The sequence below is a fragment of the Escherichia sp. E13S3 genome, assembly GCF_004212325.1.
Taxonomy (GTDB): Bacteria; Pseudomonadota; Gammaproteobacteria; order Enterobacterales; family Enterobacteriaceae; genus Escherichia.
In genome coordinates this window covers 254204-268337 of sequence record NZ_RHJR01000002.1, presented here as the reverse complement: position 1 = coordinate 268337, position 14134 = coordinate 254204, and the positions used below count along the sequence as shown (strand labels likewise).

Below are 14134 nucleotides of genomic sequence, written 5' to 3'. Positions count from 1 at the left end.
CCTGCGGACATTCTACGCTATTTGCCTGCGAAACATGCGCAGCGCAACTATCGCTTAGTTCACATAAAATAACACACATTGTTAATTTTTGTGAATCAGCTCACCATATCGTTATCTCCTGGCGCTTATATTCACAATATCAAACAAAATATCACTTAAATTAACAAGGAGAGCAGATGAAGACGGGATCTGAGTTTCATGTCGGAATCGTTGGTTTGGGATCAATGGGAATGGGAGCGGCGCTGTCATGTGTCCGCGCAGGTCTTTCTACCTGGGGCGCAGACCTGAACAGCAATGCCTGCGCTACGTTGAAAGAGGCTGGTGCTTGCGGGGTTTCTGATAACGCCGCGACGTTTGCCGAAAAACTGGACGCTCTTCTGGTGCTGGTGGTCAATGCGGCCCAGGTTAAACAGGTGCTGTTTGGTGAAAAAGGTGTTGCACAACATCTGAAACCCGGTACGGCAGTAATGGTTTCTTCCACTATCGCCAGTGCTGATGCGCAAGAAATTGCTACCGCTTTAGCTGGGTTCAATCTGGAAATGCTGGATGCGCCGGTTTCTGGTGGTGCGGTAAAAGCTGCTAACGGTGAAATGACCGTCATGGCCTCCGGTAGCGATGTTGCCTTTGAACGCCTGGCTCCCGTGCTGGAAGCCGTTGCCGGAAAAGTTTATCGCATTGGCGCAGAACCGGGACTAGGTTCGACCGTAAAAATTATCCACCAGCTGTTAGCGGGCGTGCATATTGCGGCCGGAGCCGAAGCGATGGCGCTTGCTGCCCGTGCGGGAATCCCACTGGATGTCATGTATGACGTCGTGACCAATGCCGCCGGAAATTCCTGGATGTTCGAAAACCGGATGCGTCATGTGGTGGATGGCGATTACACCCCGCATTCAGCCGTCGATATTTTTGTTAAGGATCTTGGTCTGGTTGCCGATACCGCCAAAGCCCTGCACTTCCCGCTGCCATTGGCCTCGACAGCATTGAATATGTTCACCAGCGCCAGCAACGCGGGTTACGGGAAAGAAGACGATAGCGCAGTCATCAAGATTTTCTCTGGCATAACCCTACCGGGAGCGAAATCATGATCAAGATTGGCGTTATCGCCGATGATTTTACCGGCGCGACGGATATCGCCAGTTTTCTGATGGAAAACGGTCTACCAACGGTACAAATCAACGGTGTTCCAACAGGTGAAATGCCGGAGGCAATCGACGCGCTGGTAATCAGTCTGAAAACACGCTCCTGTCCGGTGGCTGAAGCTACACAGCAATCGCTGGCAGCTCTACGCTGGTTGCAACAGCAAGGCTGCAAACAGGTCTATTTCAAATACTGCTCCACTTTCGACAGTACGGCGAAAGGTAATATCGGCCCGGTTACCGATGCATTAATGGATGCTCTCGACACGCCGTTTTCGGTCTTCTCTCCGGCTCTGCCGGTCAATGGACGCACGGTTTATCAGGGGTATTTGTTCGTGATGAATCAACTGCTGGCCGAATCCGGGATGCGCCATCATCCGGTAAATCCCATGACCGACAGCTATCTTCCCCGTCTGGTTGAAGCACAATCCACAGGTCGCTGCGGCGTCGTTTCGGCACATGTTTTCGAACAAGGTGTGGAAGCCGTTCGTCAGGAACTGGCCCGTTTACAGCAAGAGGGCTATCGCTACGCGGTGCTTGATGCACTGACCGAGCGCCATCTGGAAATTCAGGGAGAAGCTTTGCGCGATGCCCCACTGGTAACAGGCGGTTCTGGTCTGGCTATTGGCCTGGCCCGGCAGTGGGCGCAAGAAAACGGTAACCAGGCTCGCGAAGCAGGGCGTCCACTCGCAGGGCGCGGCGTAGTGCTCTCCGGTTCATGCTCACAAATGACCAACCGCCAGGTGGCACATTACCGCCAAATTGCTCCAGCTCGTGAAGTTGATGTGGCTCGTTGCCTCTCTACGGAAACTCTGGCCGCTTATGCACACGAACTGGCGGAGTGGGTTCTGGGTCAGGAAAGTGAACTTGCTCCTCTGGTTTTTGCTACCGCCAGTACTGACGAACTGGCAACAATTCAACAGCAATATGGCGCACAAAAAGCCAGTCAGGCGGTAGAAGCGTTGTTTTCGCAACTGGCTGCCCGGTTAGCGGCGAAAGGAGTGACGCGCTTTATTGTCGCAGGCGGTGAAACATCTGGCGTAGTCACGCAGAGCCTGGACATAAAAGGGTTTCATATTGGTCCAACAATTTCTCCCGGCGTGCCGTGGGTCAATGCGCTCGATAAACCTGTCTCACTCGCCCTTAAATCCGGCAACTTCGGCGATGAAGCCTTTTTTTCACGAGCCCAGAGAGAGTTTTTATCATGAGCGATTTCGCAAAAGCAGAGCAGTCTTTGCGAGAAGAGATGACGCGGATTGCCAGTTCATTCTTTCAGCGCGGCTATGCCACCGGTTCGGCAGGCAATCTTTCGCTGCTTTTACCTGACGGGAATTTACTGGCGACACCGACAGGTTCATGCCTGGGCAATCTCGATCCGCAGCGGCTTTCCAAAGTTACCGCTGATGGTGATTGGCTAAGTGGTGACAAACCATCAAAAGAAGTGCTCTTTCATCTGGCGCTGTATCGCAACAATCCGCGCTGTAAAGCGGTGGTGCATTTGCATAGCACATGGTCGACGGCGTTGTCCTGCCTGCAAGGGTTGGACAGCAATAACGTTATTCGCCCGTTCACGCCATACGTCGTGATGCGGATGGGAAACGTCCCACTAGTGCCCTATTACCGCCCGGGCGATAAACGCATCGCGCAGGATCTGGCGGAACTAGCAGCAGATAATCAGGCTTTTTTACTGGCAAATCATGGCCCAGTCGTTTGCGGTGAAAGCCTGCAAGAAGCCGCCAACAATATGGAAGAACTGGAGGAAACGGCAAAGCTGATTTTTATTCTCGGTGACCGCCCGATCCGTTATCTGACCGCAGGTGAAATTGCGGAATTAAGGAGTTAATGCAATGCCTCGTTTTGCAGCTAATTTATCCATGATGTTCACCGAAGTGCCTTTTATTGAACGCTTCGCCGCAGCGCGAAAAGCCGGGTTTGATGCTGTGGAATTTCTGTTTCCCTATGACTACTCCACCCAGCAAATCCGGCAGCAACTGGCGCAAAATCATCTGACGCTGGCGCTGTTCAATACCGCTCCCGGAGATGTTAATGCGGGGGAATGGGGATTATCCGCCTTTCCCGGACGTGAGCACGAAGCACGCGCAGACATCGACCTGGCACTGGAATATGCATTGGCGCTCAATTGTGAACAAGTCCATGTGATGGCAGGCGTCGTGCCCGCAGGCGAAGACGCTGAACGGTATCGGGCTGTTTTTATCGATAATCTCCGCTACGCTGCCGACCGCTTTGCGCCGCACGGCAAGCGAGTTTTGGTTGAAGCACTCAGCCCCGGCGTTAAACCTCATTATCTCTTCTCCAGCCAGTATCAGGCACTGGCTATTGTTGAAGAGGTTGCGCGAGATAACGTGTTTATTCAACTAGATACTTTCCATGCGCAAAAAGTGGATGGCGACCTGACGCATTTAATCCGTGATTACGCCGGGAAATATGCCCACGTACAAATTGCCGGACTGCCCGATCGACATGAACCGGACGATGGTGAGATCAACTATCCGTGGCTGTTCCGCCTGTTCGATGAGGTGGGATATCAGGGCTGGATCGGTTGTGAATACAAACCTCGTGGCCTCACCGAAGAAGGGCTTGGCTGGTTTGACGCCTGGCGCTAATTCGCTCAATCCATAATTACAACGTACCCATACATCCCCCCATCTACGGATGGGGTAGGTTAACTATAACTTTCAGACAGGGTTTTCCATGTCCACAATTACATTGTTATGCATTGCGTTAGCTGGCGTAATCATGCTGTTGCTGCTGGTCATCAAGGCAAAGGTACAACCATTCGTTGCTCTGCTTCTCGTCAGCCTGTTAGTCGCACTTGCGGCGGGTATCCCGGCGGGCGAAGTGGGTAAAGTGATGATCGCCGGGATGGGCGGTGTGCTTGGCTCCGTCACCATCATTATCGGCCTTGGTGCCATGCTGGGTCGCATGATTGAACACTCTGGCGGTGCAGAGTCGCTGGCTAATTATTTCAGCCGCAAGTTAGGAGACAAACGGACTATTGCCGCACTGACTCTGGCAGCGTTCTTCCTCGGTATTCCTGTTTTCTTTGATGTCGGCTTTATTATTCTTGCGCCAATCATTTACGGTTTTGCCAAGGTTGCCAAAATATCGCCGCTTAAATTTGGCCTGCCGGTCGCCGGGATAATGCTTACTGTTCACGTGGCAGTACCGCCGCATCCAGGCCCCGTTGCCGCTGCCGGGCTACTCCACGCAGACATCGGCTGGCTGACCATAATCGGTATCGCAATTTCTATTCCTGTAGGCATTGTCGGCTATTTTGCAGCGAAAATAATCAATAAGCGCCAATATGCGATGTCGGTGGAAGTACTGGAACAGATGCAGCTGGCACCAGCCAGTGAGGAAGGCGAGACAAAATTAAGCGATAAAATAAATCCGCCGGGCGTCGCGCTGGTCACCTCATTAATTGTTATTCCTATCGCGATTATTATGGCGGGTACGGTTTCCGCAACGCTAATGCCAGCCTCGCATCCCCTGCTTGGTACGCTGCAACTGCTCGGCTCACCGATGGTGGCTCTGATGATTGCGCTGGTGCTGGCATTCTGGTTACTGGCCTTACGTCGCGGCTGGAGCTTACAACACACCAGCGACATTATGGGCTCAGCCCTTCCCACTGCGGCGGTAGTGATTCTGGTTACTGGTGCCGGTGGGGTATTTGGCAAAGTGCTGGTGGAGTCTGGCGTCGGTAAAGCCCTTGCCAATATGTTACAAATGATTGACCTGCCTCTGTTGCCTGCGGCATTTATTATTTCTCTGGCGCTGCGCGCATCGCAGGGTTCAGCCACCGTAGCAATCCTGACAACCGGTGGATTACTCTCGGAAGCGGTGATGGGATTGAATCCGATTCAGTGCGTACTGGTGACACTGGCGGCCTGCTTTGGTGGGCTTGGCGCGTCACATATTAATGACTCAGGGTTCTGGATTGTGACCAAATATCTGGGGTTGTCGGTAGCAGACGGTCTGAAAACCTGGACAGTGTTAACGACCATTCTCGGTTTTACCGGATTCTTAATTACCTGGTGCGTATGGGCGGTAATTTGACCTTAATAAAAAGGTCCGATGGGCATCGGACCTTTTATTTAGCGCTTATCTTCCGCCAGCAGCGGCGGAATGCTCGGCACCATCGGCGCGTCATCAATATCTTTTTGCGTCATGTGGAACGCTTCCGGATAATGTTCACGGCTGGTGCGGCGTAGCGGTTCTGTATCGCGCCAGGTATAAAGGCAATGCTGGCACTGGTAGACCGTCCAGACATCTTTCACGGGCGATTTTGCCATCACTTCAATCTGTTCATCGGCACAACGTGGACAAATCATCTTGTTCTCCTTATTTACGTGCGGCCAGCATAGCGGTCAGTTTTTCAGCCCAGGCTTTAGTTTCCGGCAAATCCACCACCGGCTGGCTGTAGTGACCACGGTTGTCCGGGGCGACAGGCGTGGTAGCGTCGATAATCAGCTTGTCGGTGATCCCCGCCGGGCTTGAGCCTGGGTCGAGTTCCAGCACGGACATATTCGGCAACTGCACCAGGTCGCCCGCCGGGTTCACTTTCGAGGAGAGCGCCCACATCACCTGCGGCAGGTTGAACGGGTCAACGTCTTCATCGACCATAATCACCATCTTCACGTAGCCCAGACCGTGCGGCGTGGTCATCGCACGCAGGCCCACCGCGCGGGCAAAGCCGCCGTAGCGTTTTTTGGTGGAGATAATCGCCAGCAGGCCGTGGGTGTACATTGCGTTTACCGCCTGCACTTCCGGGAACTCGGCTTTCAGTTGTTGATACAGCGGCACGCAGGTGGCAGGCCCCATCAGGTAGTCGATTTCGGTCCACGGCATACCGAGATAGAGCGATTCGAAAATCGGTTTCGTGCGGTAAGAGACTTTATCGATGCGCACCACGGTCATGTTACGCCCGCCGGAGTAGTGGCCGGTAAACTCACCGAACGGCCCTTCAATCTCGCGTTTGCGGCTTTCGATAACCCCTTCGAGGATTACTTCCGAGCCCCACGGCACATCAAAACCGGTCAGCGGGGCGGTAGCGATCGGGTATGGGCTTTCGCGCAGTGCGCCCGCCATTTCGTACTCAGACTGATCGTATTTCAGCGGTGTAGCGCCCATCAGCGTGATGATCGGATCGTTACCAAGGGTGATGGCAATCGGCAAATCTTCGCCACGCTCTTCCGCTTTATGCAGATGCAGGGCGATATCGTGCATTGGCACCGGTTGCAGGCCGAGCTTACGCTTGCCCTTCACTTCCATACGGTAGATGCCGACATTCTGCTTGCCGAAGTTATCCGGGTCGAGCGGATCGCGGGAAACCACGCAGGCTTTATCGAGATAGAAACCGCCATCGCCATCGTTCAGGCGAAACAGCGGCAGAATATCGAACAGGTTAATCTCTTCGCCATCGACAGTGTTCTGCGCCCAGGCTGGATTCGCGCGGCGCTCCGGGGCAATCGGGAAGTTATCCCAGCGGCGGATAAACTCATCAATCTGTTTTTTAACCGGCGTGTTCGGCGGCAGGCCGAGGGAAATCGCGTGGTTCTGCCAGGAACCGATGGTGTTCATCGCCACTCGCGCATCGGTAAAGCCGCGAATATTATCAAACCACAGCGCGGGTGCGCCGTCGCCGATACGCCCGGTGGCGTTGGCAGCAGCGGCCAGATCTGGCTCGGCGTTAACCTCTTCACTGATTTTCAGCAATTGCCCCTGGTCGTCGAGTGCCTGTAAAAAGCTGCGTAAATCATCAAAAGCCATTATTCATTCTCCAGAGAAAAACTCCCGGACTGCGGCAATCCTTGCCAGCGCCTGGCTTGAGGATGTTCGAGGCCAAACTGATCCATCACGCGGGCAACCACGTGGTGGACAATGTCATCTACCGTTTCGGGATGGTTATAGAAGGCAGGCATGGGCGGTATCATCGCCACGCCCATACGGGAAAGCGCGAGCATATTTTCAAGGTGGATAGTACTGAGCGGCATTTCACGCGGCACCAGCACCAGCTTGCGCCCTTCTTTGAGAACAACATCAGCAGCGCGCCCCACCAGCCCATCGGCATAGCCAGCACGGATACCAGCCAGCGTCTTCATGCTGCACGGAATAACGATCATGCCATCGGTACGAAAGGAACCTGAGGAGATAGTCGCCGCCTGATCCGCCGGGTTATGGCAATAGTCTGCCAGGGCAGCGACATCGTGGACGCTGTAGGGCGTTTCCAGTTCAATGGTAGTTTTCGCCCACTTCGACATCACGAGATGTGTTTCAACACCGGGCATCTTCTTTAGTGCTTGCAGTAATGCCACACCAAGAGGCGCACCTGTAGCCCCAGTCATCCCGACGATCAGTCTCATTTTTTATTCCCTTAATTGTTCGTACACGAACGTTATTATTAACATACCCTTCTATTCACGTAGCGGCAAGTGCAGAAAAGTAACAACATCTTCTTCGTCACTAAAAAACCGCTATGATAACGGCAGAGAATTAGCCCGGAGTTTACATGGCGTTACGAAATAAAGCGTTCCATCAGTTACGACAGCTTTTTCAGCAACACACGTCTCGCTGGCAGCATGAGTTACCTGATCTGACCAAACCGCAGTACGCGGTAATGCGCGCTATTGCTGAACACCCCGGTATAGAGCAGGTTGCGCTGATAGAAGCAGCTGTCAGCACTAAGGCAACGCTGGCGGAAATTCTGGCAAGAATGGAAAATCGTGGCCTGGTCAGACGAGAGCATGACACCGTCGATAAGCGGCGTCGCTTTGTCTGGCTGACTGCGGAAGGAGAAAAGGTACTTGCGGCAGCTATCCCCATTGGTGACGGCGTGGATGAAGAATTTTTGGGGCGTTTGAGTGCAGAAGAGCAGGAACTGTTTATGCAGCTGGTGCGAAAAATGATGAACACATAGGGTGCAAATTGCCGGATGCGACGATATCGCGTCTTATCCAGCCTGCAAACACACCGACTCACCAACCAAAAGAAAAAGGCCAGCCTCATATGAGACTGGCCTTTCTGACAGATGCTTGCTTATTCGCGGAACAGCGCTTCGATATTCAGCCCCTGAGTCTGCAAAATCTCACGCAGACGGCGCAGGCCTTCAACCTGAATCTGGCGAACACGTTCACGGGTGAGGCCAATTTCACGACCTACATCTTCCAGTGTTGCCGCTTCGTACCCCAGCAAACCGAATCGACGTGCCAGCACTTCACGCTGCTTGGCGTTCAGTTCGAACAGCCATTTGACGATGCTTTGTTTCATATCGTCATCTTGCGTGGTGTCTTCCGGACCGTTCTCTTTTTCATCAGCCAGGATATCCAGCAACGCTTTTTCGGAATCACCACCCAGCGGGGTGTCTACCGAGGTAATGCGCTCGTTAAGACGAAGCATACGGCTGACGTCATCAACTGGCTTATCCAGTTGCTCTGCGATCTCTTCCGCGCTCGGTTCGTGGTCCAGCTTATGGGACAACTCACGTGCGGTTCGCAGGTAAACGTTCAGCTCCTTTACGATGTGAATCGGCAAACGAATAGTACGGGTTTGGTTCATAATGGCCCGTTCGATCGTCTGGCGAATCCACCAGGTTGCGTAAGTTGAGAAGCGGAAACCACGTTCCGGGTCAAACTTCTCAACAGCGCGGATCAGCCCCAGGTTACCCTCTTCGATAAGGTCCAGCAGCGCCAGACCACGATTGCCATAACGGCGGGCAATTTTTACCACCAGACGCAAGTTACTCTCGATCATCCGGCGGCGAGAGGCGACATCACCACGCAGTGCGCGACGCGCAAAATAAACTTCTTCTTCGGCCGTTAACAGTGGCGAATAACCAATCTCACCAAGATAAAGCTGAGTCGCGTCCAGCACACGCTGTGTTGCGCCCTGCGATAACAGCTCCTCTTCGGCCAAATCGTTATCACTGGGTTCCTCTTCAACTAAGGCCTTTTCGTCAAAAACCTCAACTCCATTCTCATCAAATTCCGCGTCTTCATTTAAATCATGAACTTTCAGCGTATTCTGACTCATAAGGTGGCTCCTACCCGTGATCCCTTGACGGAACATTCAAGCAAAAGCCTGGTTCCGCCGATTTATCGCTGCGGCAAATAACGCAGCGGGTTTACGGATTTCCCCTTGTAACGAATTTCAAAATGCAAGCGTGTTGAACTGGTTCCGGTGCTACCCATGGTCGCTATTTTTTGCCCCGCCTTAACTTCTTGTTGTTCCCGGACCAGCATTGTGTCGTTATGGGCGTAGGCACTCAGGTAATCATCATTATGTTTGATGATAATCAGATTACCGTAGCCGCGCAGCGCATTACCGGCATAAACAACGCGGCCATCTGCGGTCGCGATAATTGCCTGTCCTTTGCTACCTGCGATATCAATCCCCTTGTTGCCTCCCTCAGAAGCACCAAAGGTTTCAATCACTTTGCCCTCAGTCGGCCAGCGCCAGGTGGAGATCGGCGTACTGGTTGTTGTACTGCTGACAGTTGGCTCGGTTGTGCTTGCTGTTGGTACCGTTACAGGCGCTGTGACCGTTGTCGCAGTTGGCTTGTTGTTCGGCAACATTTTGTTAGCACTCTGTTCACCCGAAGACTCAGAATACGTAATTGTCGGTTGCGACGCAACAGCAACGGTGGAATTTTGTGCAGGCTTGATCACAACTCCTTGCTCTGCTGCGTCGGCCTGGGTAATGGCATTTCCGCCAGTGATTGGCGTACCGGAAGCATTCCCCACCTGTAAGGTCTGACCTACGTTCAGAGCGTAAGGCGCCTGAATATTATTGCGTTGGGCAAGGTCACGGAAATCGTTGCCGGTAATCCAGGCGATATAGAAAAGCGTGTCGCCTTTTTTCACGGTGTAAGTACTGCCGCTATAACTGCCTTTCGGAATATTCCCGTACTGACGGTTATAGACGATGCGTCCGTTTTCCATTTGCACAGGTTGTTGGGCAACAGGCTGTACCGGTTGGATTTGCGGCTGTTGAGCCGATTGAATTTGTGGCTGTTGTACCGGCTGAATTTGCGGTTGCTGCGTTGTAGACGTCGTCCCCATTTTCGGTGGCGGCGTAATCAACATACCAGAATTGGTATTTGCAGGCGCATTGCCATTGACGGAGCTGACCGGTGCCGGTGGATTTGAAGTGTCAGAACAGCCAGCCAACCATAACGAAACCAGTGACAAAGCCGCAATACGGCGAACGGTGAATTTTGGGCTTCCCGCGCTCATTTATCCCCCAGGAAAAAATTGGTTAATAACCAGTGACATAATTACCGTGCAAGGCACCCTACTGAACACTGGAAAAGATGTTCACGATACGCTGACCTGCTGCAAAATAACCAGGAAAATTCCAGGTATTTTCCTCACGCGCTAAGCCAGCTCCCCCTTTACTAAGGGAACAAAGCGCACAGCCTCCACGGTGTCGATAATAAATTCGCCTCCCCGACGACGCACCCGCTTTAAATACTGGTGCTCTTCCCCTACGGGTAAGACGAGAATGCCGCCCTCATCCAGTTGCGTCATTAACGCTGTCGGGATTTCGGGCGGTGCAGCCGTTACAATGATAGCGTCAAACGGCGCACGTGCTTGCCAACCTTGCCATCCATCACCGTGACGGGTTGAAACATTGTGTAAATCAAGATTTTTCAGACGTCTGCGCGCCTGCCACTGCAATCCTTTAATCCGCTCGACCGAGCATACATGCTGGACAAGATGTGCCAGAATTGCTGTTTGATATCCTGAACCAGTGCCGATCTCCAGCACTCGCGACTGCGGCGTCAGTTCGAGTAATTCAGTCATTCGCGCCACCATATACGGCTGCGAAATTGTCTGCCCCTGACCTATCGGCAACGCGATATTGTCCCAGGCTTTTTGTTCAAACGCTTCATCGATGAATTTTTCACGCGGCACGGCAGCAAGTGCATTAAGCACCAGCTCATCCTGAATACCTTGCGCACGTAATTGATCCAGAAGTGCTTGTACGCGTCTGCTTACCATTGCGTGCCAACTCCCACGCTGTTTAACCAGTCTGAAACCACATCTTGCGCGTTGTGCGCGGTTAAATCTACATGCAGCGGCGTGATGGAGACGTAGCCTTCATCTACCGCAGCAAAATCGGTCCCCGGACCGGCATCACACTTACCGCCCGGCGGGCCAATCCAGTACAGCGTATTACCGCGCGGATCCTGCTGCGGAATCACTTGATCTGCCGGATGTCGTGTACCGCAGCGAGTCACGCGGATACCTTTAATCTGATCCAGCGGTAAATCAGGTACGTTGATATTGAGAATACGTCCGGTACGCAGCGGCTCTTTACACAGTGCGCGCAAAATGGAGCAGGTGACTGCTGCAGCAGTGTCGTAATGTTTATGCCCGTCAAGTGAAACGGCCAGCGCCGGAAAGCCTAAATGACGGCCTTCCATCGCGGCGGCTACCGTGCCGGAATAAATAACATCATCACCCAGATTCGGTCCGGCGTTAATACCCGAAACCACAATATCCGGGCGCGGACGCATCAGAGCATTCACGCCAAGATAGACACAATCGGTCGGGGTTCCCATTTGCACGGCAATATCACCATTTTCAAAGGTAAACGTGCGCAGGGAGGATTCCAGCGTCAGGGAATTTGAAGCGCCGCTGCGATTACGATCGGGGGCGACCACCTGAACGTCAGCAAACTCACGCAGAGCTTTCGCCAGCGTTTGTATACCGGGCGCATGTACCCCGTCATCATTACTCAGCAATATGCGCATAATCACCTGTTGTGTTGATAAGTTCCCTGACAACGCTGGTTGCAAAGCTTCCTGCCGGAAGCCAGAAACGGATTTCGACGGTGACGTCATCCCACCAGTTCCAGCTTAATTGTTGCGGATATAACAGCATCGCTCTGCGCGCCGCCTCAACTTTTTCGCGCACCAGTAAGGCTTGTAATTCAGTTTCTTCGGCGACAGCTGCTTGTTCGAATGCCAGCGCCTCACGCTGGGTTCCCCATTCGCCGCTACCCGGCATTGCAGCTGTAATTAACAGCTCTTTATCGTTCACGCGACGCTGTAATTCCGCCAGTTCTTCGTTAGTGGCAACAAACCAGCTGCCGCGCCCGGCTAATTGTAGCGCATCACCGTCAACAACCTGATTAACTTCTGCTTTTTTGAGACGCTCAGCAACAATCTGATTAAACAACGCACTACGAGCTGCCGACAACCAAAAACTACGCTTATTGCGATCGCGCACCGGAGTATTGGTTTGCGCCCAGCGCAACGCGCCCTGCAAATTACTACCACCAATACCAAAACGTTGCGCGCCAAAGTAATTCGGTACACCTTTCACGCAAATATCGATCAGTCGCTGTTCTACGTCATCACGATTGCTCACTTCTCGCAGCACCAGGGTAAAGGCATTGCCTTTCAGCGCCCCTAAACGCAGTTTACGTTTGTGGCGCGCATACTCCAGTACCTGGCAGCCTTCCAGTTGAAACGCGCTCAGATCAGGCATCTCTTTGCCCGGTACCCGAGCGCATAACCATTGTTCCGTAACGGCATGTTTGTCTTTTTGCCCAGCGAAGCTGACTTCACGGGCATGAATTTTCAGGAATTTCGCCAGTGCGTCGGCCACAAAACGGGTATTGCAACCGTTTTTGAGGATTCGCACCAGGATATGCTCACCTTCACCATCAGGCTCAAAGCCTAAATCTTCCACCACCACAAAGTCTTCCGGGTTGGCTTTCAGCAGCCCGGTTCCTTGCGGTTTGCCGTGGAGGTAAGTGAGATTATCAAATTCAATCATTTTGTTGCCTTAATGAGTAGCGCCACCGCTTCACAGGCAATCCCTTCCCCACGTCCGGTAAATCCGAGTTTTTCCGTAGTAGTGGCTTTCACGTTAACATCATCCATATGGCAGCCGAGATCTTCGGCAATAAACACGCGCATTTGCGGAATATGTGGCAGCATCTTCGGTGCCTGAGCGATGATAGTGACATCGACGTTGCCGAGGGTATAGCCCTTCGCCTGAATGCGTCGCCAGGCTTCGCGTAGCAGCTCGCGGCTGTCAGCGCCTTTAAATGCGGGATCTGTATCCGGGAATAGCTTGCCAATATCCCCCAGCGCCGCTGCACCAAGTAATGCATCGGTCAGCGCGTGCAGCGCCACGTCGCCATCAGAATGTGCCAGCAGCCCTTTTTCATAAGGGATGCGCACGCCACCAATGATAATTGGGCCTTCGCCGCCAAAGGCGTGAACATCAAAACCGTGTCCAATTCGCATTATGTATTCTCCTGATGGATGGTTCGGGTGAGGTAAAATTCGGCAAGCGCCAAATCTTCCGGGCGCGTGACTTTAATGTTATCCGCTCGGCCTTCGACAAGCTGCGGATGAAAACCGCAGTATTCCAGCGCTGAGGCTTCGTCGGTAATGGTAGCGCCTTCATTTAGAGCGCGCGTCAGGCAGTCATGTAACAGCTCACGAGGGAAAAATTGCGGCGTAAGCGCGTGCCACAAACCGTTGCGATCAACGGTATGAGCAATGGCATTTTTGCCTGGCTCGGCGCGTTTCATCGTGTCGCGCACCGGCGCGGCGAGGATCCCTCCCGTGCGGCTGGTTTCGCTCAACGCCAACAGACGCGCGAGGTCATCCTGATGCAGACAAGGACGAGCGGCGTCATGCACCAGTACCCACTGCACATCGCCAGCGCCTTTCAGACCTGCCAGCACGGAATTAGCACGCTCTTCACCACCATCAACAACGGTGATTTGCGGATGATTCGCCAGAGGAAGTTGAGCAAAGCGGTTATCGCCAGGGCTTATTGCAATGACGACACGCGTCACCCGGGGATGCGCCAGCAGCGCATGCACCGAGTGTTCAAGAATGGTTTTATTACCGATTGAGAGATATTGCTTAGGACATTCCGTTTGCATTCGGCGGCCAAATCCGGCCGCCGGAACCACGGCGCAAACATCCAAATGAGTGGTTGCCATGTTAATTC

General features: G+C 53.1%; 16 protein-coding genes. 6 read left to right on the top strand and 10 right to left on the bottom strand.

The genetic code is table 11. From position 1 onward, the window contains the following. Positions 1-176: 176 nt before the first annotated feature. The 5 genes from ltnD (at position 177) to D9597_RS02400 (ending at position 5213) form a co-directional block, all read left to right on the top strand. Positions 177-1085, top strand: coding sequence for an L-threonate dehydrogenase (gene ltnD, locus D9597_RS02420; RefSeq protein ID WP_130214469.1), 909 nt, complete (start codon positions 177-179; stop codon positions 1083-1085). After that, complete coding sequence (gene otnK / locus D9597_RS02415) at positions 1082-2344, top strand: 3-oxo-tetronate kinase (protein ID WP_130221538.1); 1263 nt, start codon at positions 1082-1084, stop codon at positions 2342-2344. Before ltnD ends, otnK begins: the two co-directional genes overlap by 4 nt. Beyond that, the gene (locus D9597_RS02410) at positions 2341-2979 is read left to right on the top strand and encodes an aldolase (RefSeq protein WP_130221537.1); all 639 of its coding nucleotides are present in this window, start codon (positions 2341-2343) and stop codon (positions 2977-2979) included. The genes otnK and D9597_RS02410 overlap by 4 nt, the downstream gene beginning before the upstream one ends. Before the next feature lie 4 nt (positions 2980-2983). After that, positions 2984-3760 (top strand): HPr family phosphocarrier protein, encoded by a 777-nt coding sequence (locus D9597_RS02405; protein ID WP_130221536.1) that lies wholly within the window; start codon positions 2984-2986, stop codon positions 3758-3760. An 88-nt stretch (positions 3761-3848) separates the two neighbouring features. Beyond that, the gene (locus D9597_RS02400; protein ID WP_130221535.1) at positions 3849-5213 is read left to right on the top strand and encodes a GntP family transporter; all 1365 of its coding nucleotides are present in this window, start codon (positions 3849-3851) and stop codon (positions 5211-5213) included. Positions 5214-5251: 38 nt separating this feature from the next. Here D9597_RS02400 and D9597_RS02395 read toward each other — a convergent pair whose 3' ends face one another. From D9597_RS02395 to D9597_RS02385, 3 genes are read right to left on the bottom strand one after another with little or no spacing between them, the layout of a single operon-like run. Then, on the bottom strand, positions 5252-5488 hold the full coding sequence (locus tag D9597_RS02395; RefSeq protein ID WP_130221534.1) for a non-oxidative hydroxyarylic acid decarboxylases subunit D: 237 nt from the start codon (positions 5486-5488) through the stop codon (positions 5252-5254). Positions 5489-5498: 10 nt separating this feature from the next. Next, entirely contained in the window at positions 5499-6926 is a 1428-nt protein-coding gene (locus D9597_RS02390; RefSeq protein WP_046081190.1) for a non-oxidative hydroxyarylic acid decarboxylases subunit C, read from the bottom strand. Then, a complete protein-coding gene (locus D9597_RS02385; protein ID WP_130221533.1) occupies positions 6926-7519 on the bottom strand; it encodes a non-oxidative hydroxyarylic acid decarboxylases subunit B in 594 nt (197 codons plus the stop codon). Before D9597_RS02385 ends, D9597_RS02390 begins: the two co-directional genes overlap by 1 nt. 146 nt (positions 7520-7665) lie before the next feature. On the opposite strand from D9597_RS02385, the gene D9597_RS02380 reads away from it, so the two are divergent. Next, a complete protein-coding gene (locus tag D9597_RS02380) occupies positions 7666-8073 on the top strand; it encodes a MarR family transcriptional regulator (RefSeq protein ID WP_130221532.1) in 408 nt (135 codons plus the stop codon). Positions 8074-8192: 119 nt separating this feature from the next. On the opposite strand, the gene rpoS is transcribed toward D9597_RS02380, so the two are convergent. The 7 genes from rpoS to ispD all read right to left on the bottom strand — a co-directional run bounded on the left by rpoS (position 8193) and on the right by ispD (position 14126). Next, positions 8193-9185 (bottom strand): RNA polymerase sigma factor RpoS, encoded by a 993-nt coding sequence (rpoS, locus tag D9597_RS02375; RefSeq protein ID WP_000081550.1) that lies wholly within the window; start codon positions 9183-9185, stop codon positions 8193-8195. A gap of 62 nt (positions 9186-9247) precedes the next feature. Continuing rightward, the gene (gene nlpD, locus D9597_RS02370; protein ID WP_130214482.1) at positions 9248-10387 is read right to left on the bottom strand and encodes a murein hydrolase activator NlpD; all 1140 of its coding nucleotides are present in this window, start codon (positions 10385-10387) and stop codon (positions 9248-9250) included. Positions 10388-10528: 141 nt separating this feature from the next. Beyond that, positions 10529-11155 (bottom strand): protein-L-isoaspartate O-methyltransferase, encoded by a 627-nt coding sequence (gene pcm / locus D9597_RS02365; protein ID WP_130221531.1) that lies wholly within the window; start codon positions 11153-11155, stop codon positions 10529-10531. Continuing rightward, positions 11149-11910 carry a 5'/3'-nucleotidase SurE gene (surE, locus tag D9597_RS02360; protein WP_001516955.1) on the bottom strand — a complete coding sequence of 254 codons (762 nt, stop codon included), beginning with the start codon at positions 11908-11910 and terminating at the stop codon, positions 11149-11151. The genes pcm and surE overlap by 7 nt, the downstream gene beginning before the upstream one ends. Then, positions 11891-12940, bottom strand: coding sequence for a tRNA pseudouridine(13) synthase TruD (truD, locus tag D9597_RS02355; protein WP_130214484.1), 1050 nt, complete (start codon positions 12938-12940; stop codon positions 11891-11893). Before truD ends, surE begins: the two co-directional genes overlap by 20 nt. Further along, the gene (gene ispF / locus D9597_RS02350) at positions 12937-13416 is read right to left on the bottom strand and encodes a 2-C-methyl-D-erythritol 2,4-cyclodiphosphate synthase (protein WP_001219242.1); all 480 of its coding nucleotides are present in this window, start codon (positions 13414-13416) and stop codon (positions 12937-12939) included. Before ispF ends, truD begins: the two co-directional genes overlap by 4 nt. Further along, on the bottom strand, positions 13416-14126 hold the full coding sequence (ispD, locus tag D9597_RS02345) for a 2-C-methyl-D-erythritol 4-phosphate cytidylyltransferase (protein WP_130221530.1): 711 nt from the start codon (positions 14124-14126) through the stop codon (positions 13416-13418). Before ispD ends, ispF begins: the two co-directional genes overlap by 1 nt. Between the last annotated feature and the right edge of the window lie 8 nt (positions 14127-14134).

Coding starts and splice junctions, on each gene's coding strand:
- D9597_RS02395 (WP_130221534.1), bottom strand. CDS start 5,488: ATGATTTGTCCACGTTGTGCCGATGAACAGATTGAAGTGATGGCAAAA.
- pcm (WP_130221531.1), bottom strand. CDS start 11,155: ATGGTAAGCAGACGCGTACAAGCACTTCTGGATCAATTACGTGCGCAA.
- D9597_RS02390 (WP_046081190.1), bottom strand. CDS start 6,926: ATGGCTTTTGATGATTTACGCAGCTTTTTACAGGCACTCGACGACCAG.
- D9597_RS02380 (WP_130221532.1), top strand. CDS start 7,666: ATGGCGTTACGAAATAAAGCGTTCCATCAGTTACGACAGCTTTTTCAG.
- rpoS (WP_000081550.1), bottom strand. CDS start 9,185: ATGAGTCAGAATACGCTGAAAGTTCATGATTTAAATGAAGACGCGGAA.
- D9597_RS02385 (WP_130221533.1), bottom strand. CDS start 7,519: ATGAGACTGATCGTCGGGATGACTGGGGCTACAGGTGCGCCTCTTGGT.
- truD (WP_130214484.1), bottom strand. CDS start 12,940: ATGATTGAATTTGATAATCTCACTTACCTCCACGGCAAACCGCAAGGA.
- ispD (WP_130221530.1), bottom strand. CDS start 14,126: ATGGCAACCACTCATTTGGATGTTTGCGCCGTGGTTCCGGCGGCCGGA.
- D9597_RS02400 (WP_130221535.1), top strand. CDS start 3,849: ATGTCCACAATTACATTGTTATGCATTGCGTTAGCTGGCGTAATCATG.
- D9597_RS02410 (WP_130221537.1), top strand. CDS start 2,341: ATGAGCGATTTCGCAAAAGCAGAGCAGTCTTTGCGAGAAGAGATGACG.
- nlpD (WP_130214482.1), bottom strand. CDS start 10,387: ATGAGCGCGGGAAGCCCAAAATTCACCGTTCGCCGTATTGCGGCTTTG.
- ispF (WP_001219242.1), bottom strand. CDS start 13,416: ATGCGAATTGGACACGGTTTTGATGTTCACGCCTTTGGCGGCGAAGGC.
- D9597_RS02405 (WP_130221536.1), top strand. CDS start 2,984: ATGCCTCGTTTTGCAGCTAATTTATCCATGATGTTCACCGAAGTGCCT.
- otnK (WP_130221538.1), top strand. CDS start 1,082: ATGATCAAGATTGGCGTTATCGCCGATGATTTTACCGGCGCGACGGAT.
- ltnD (WP_130214469.1), top strand. CDS start 177: ATGAAGACGGGATCTGAGTTTCATGTCGGAATCGTTGGTTTGGGATCA.
- surE (WP_001516955.1), bottom strand. CDS start 11,910: ATGCGCATATTGCTGAGTAATGATGACGGGGTACATGCGCCCGGTATA.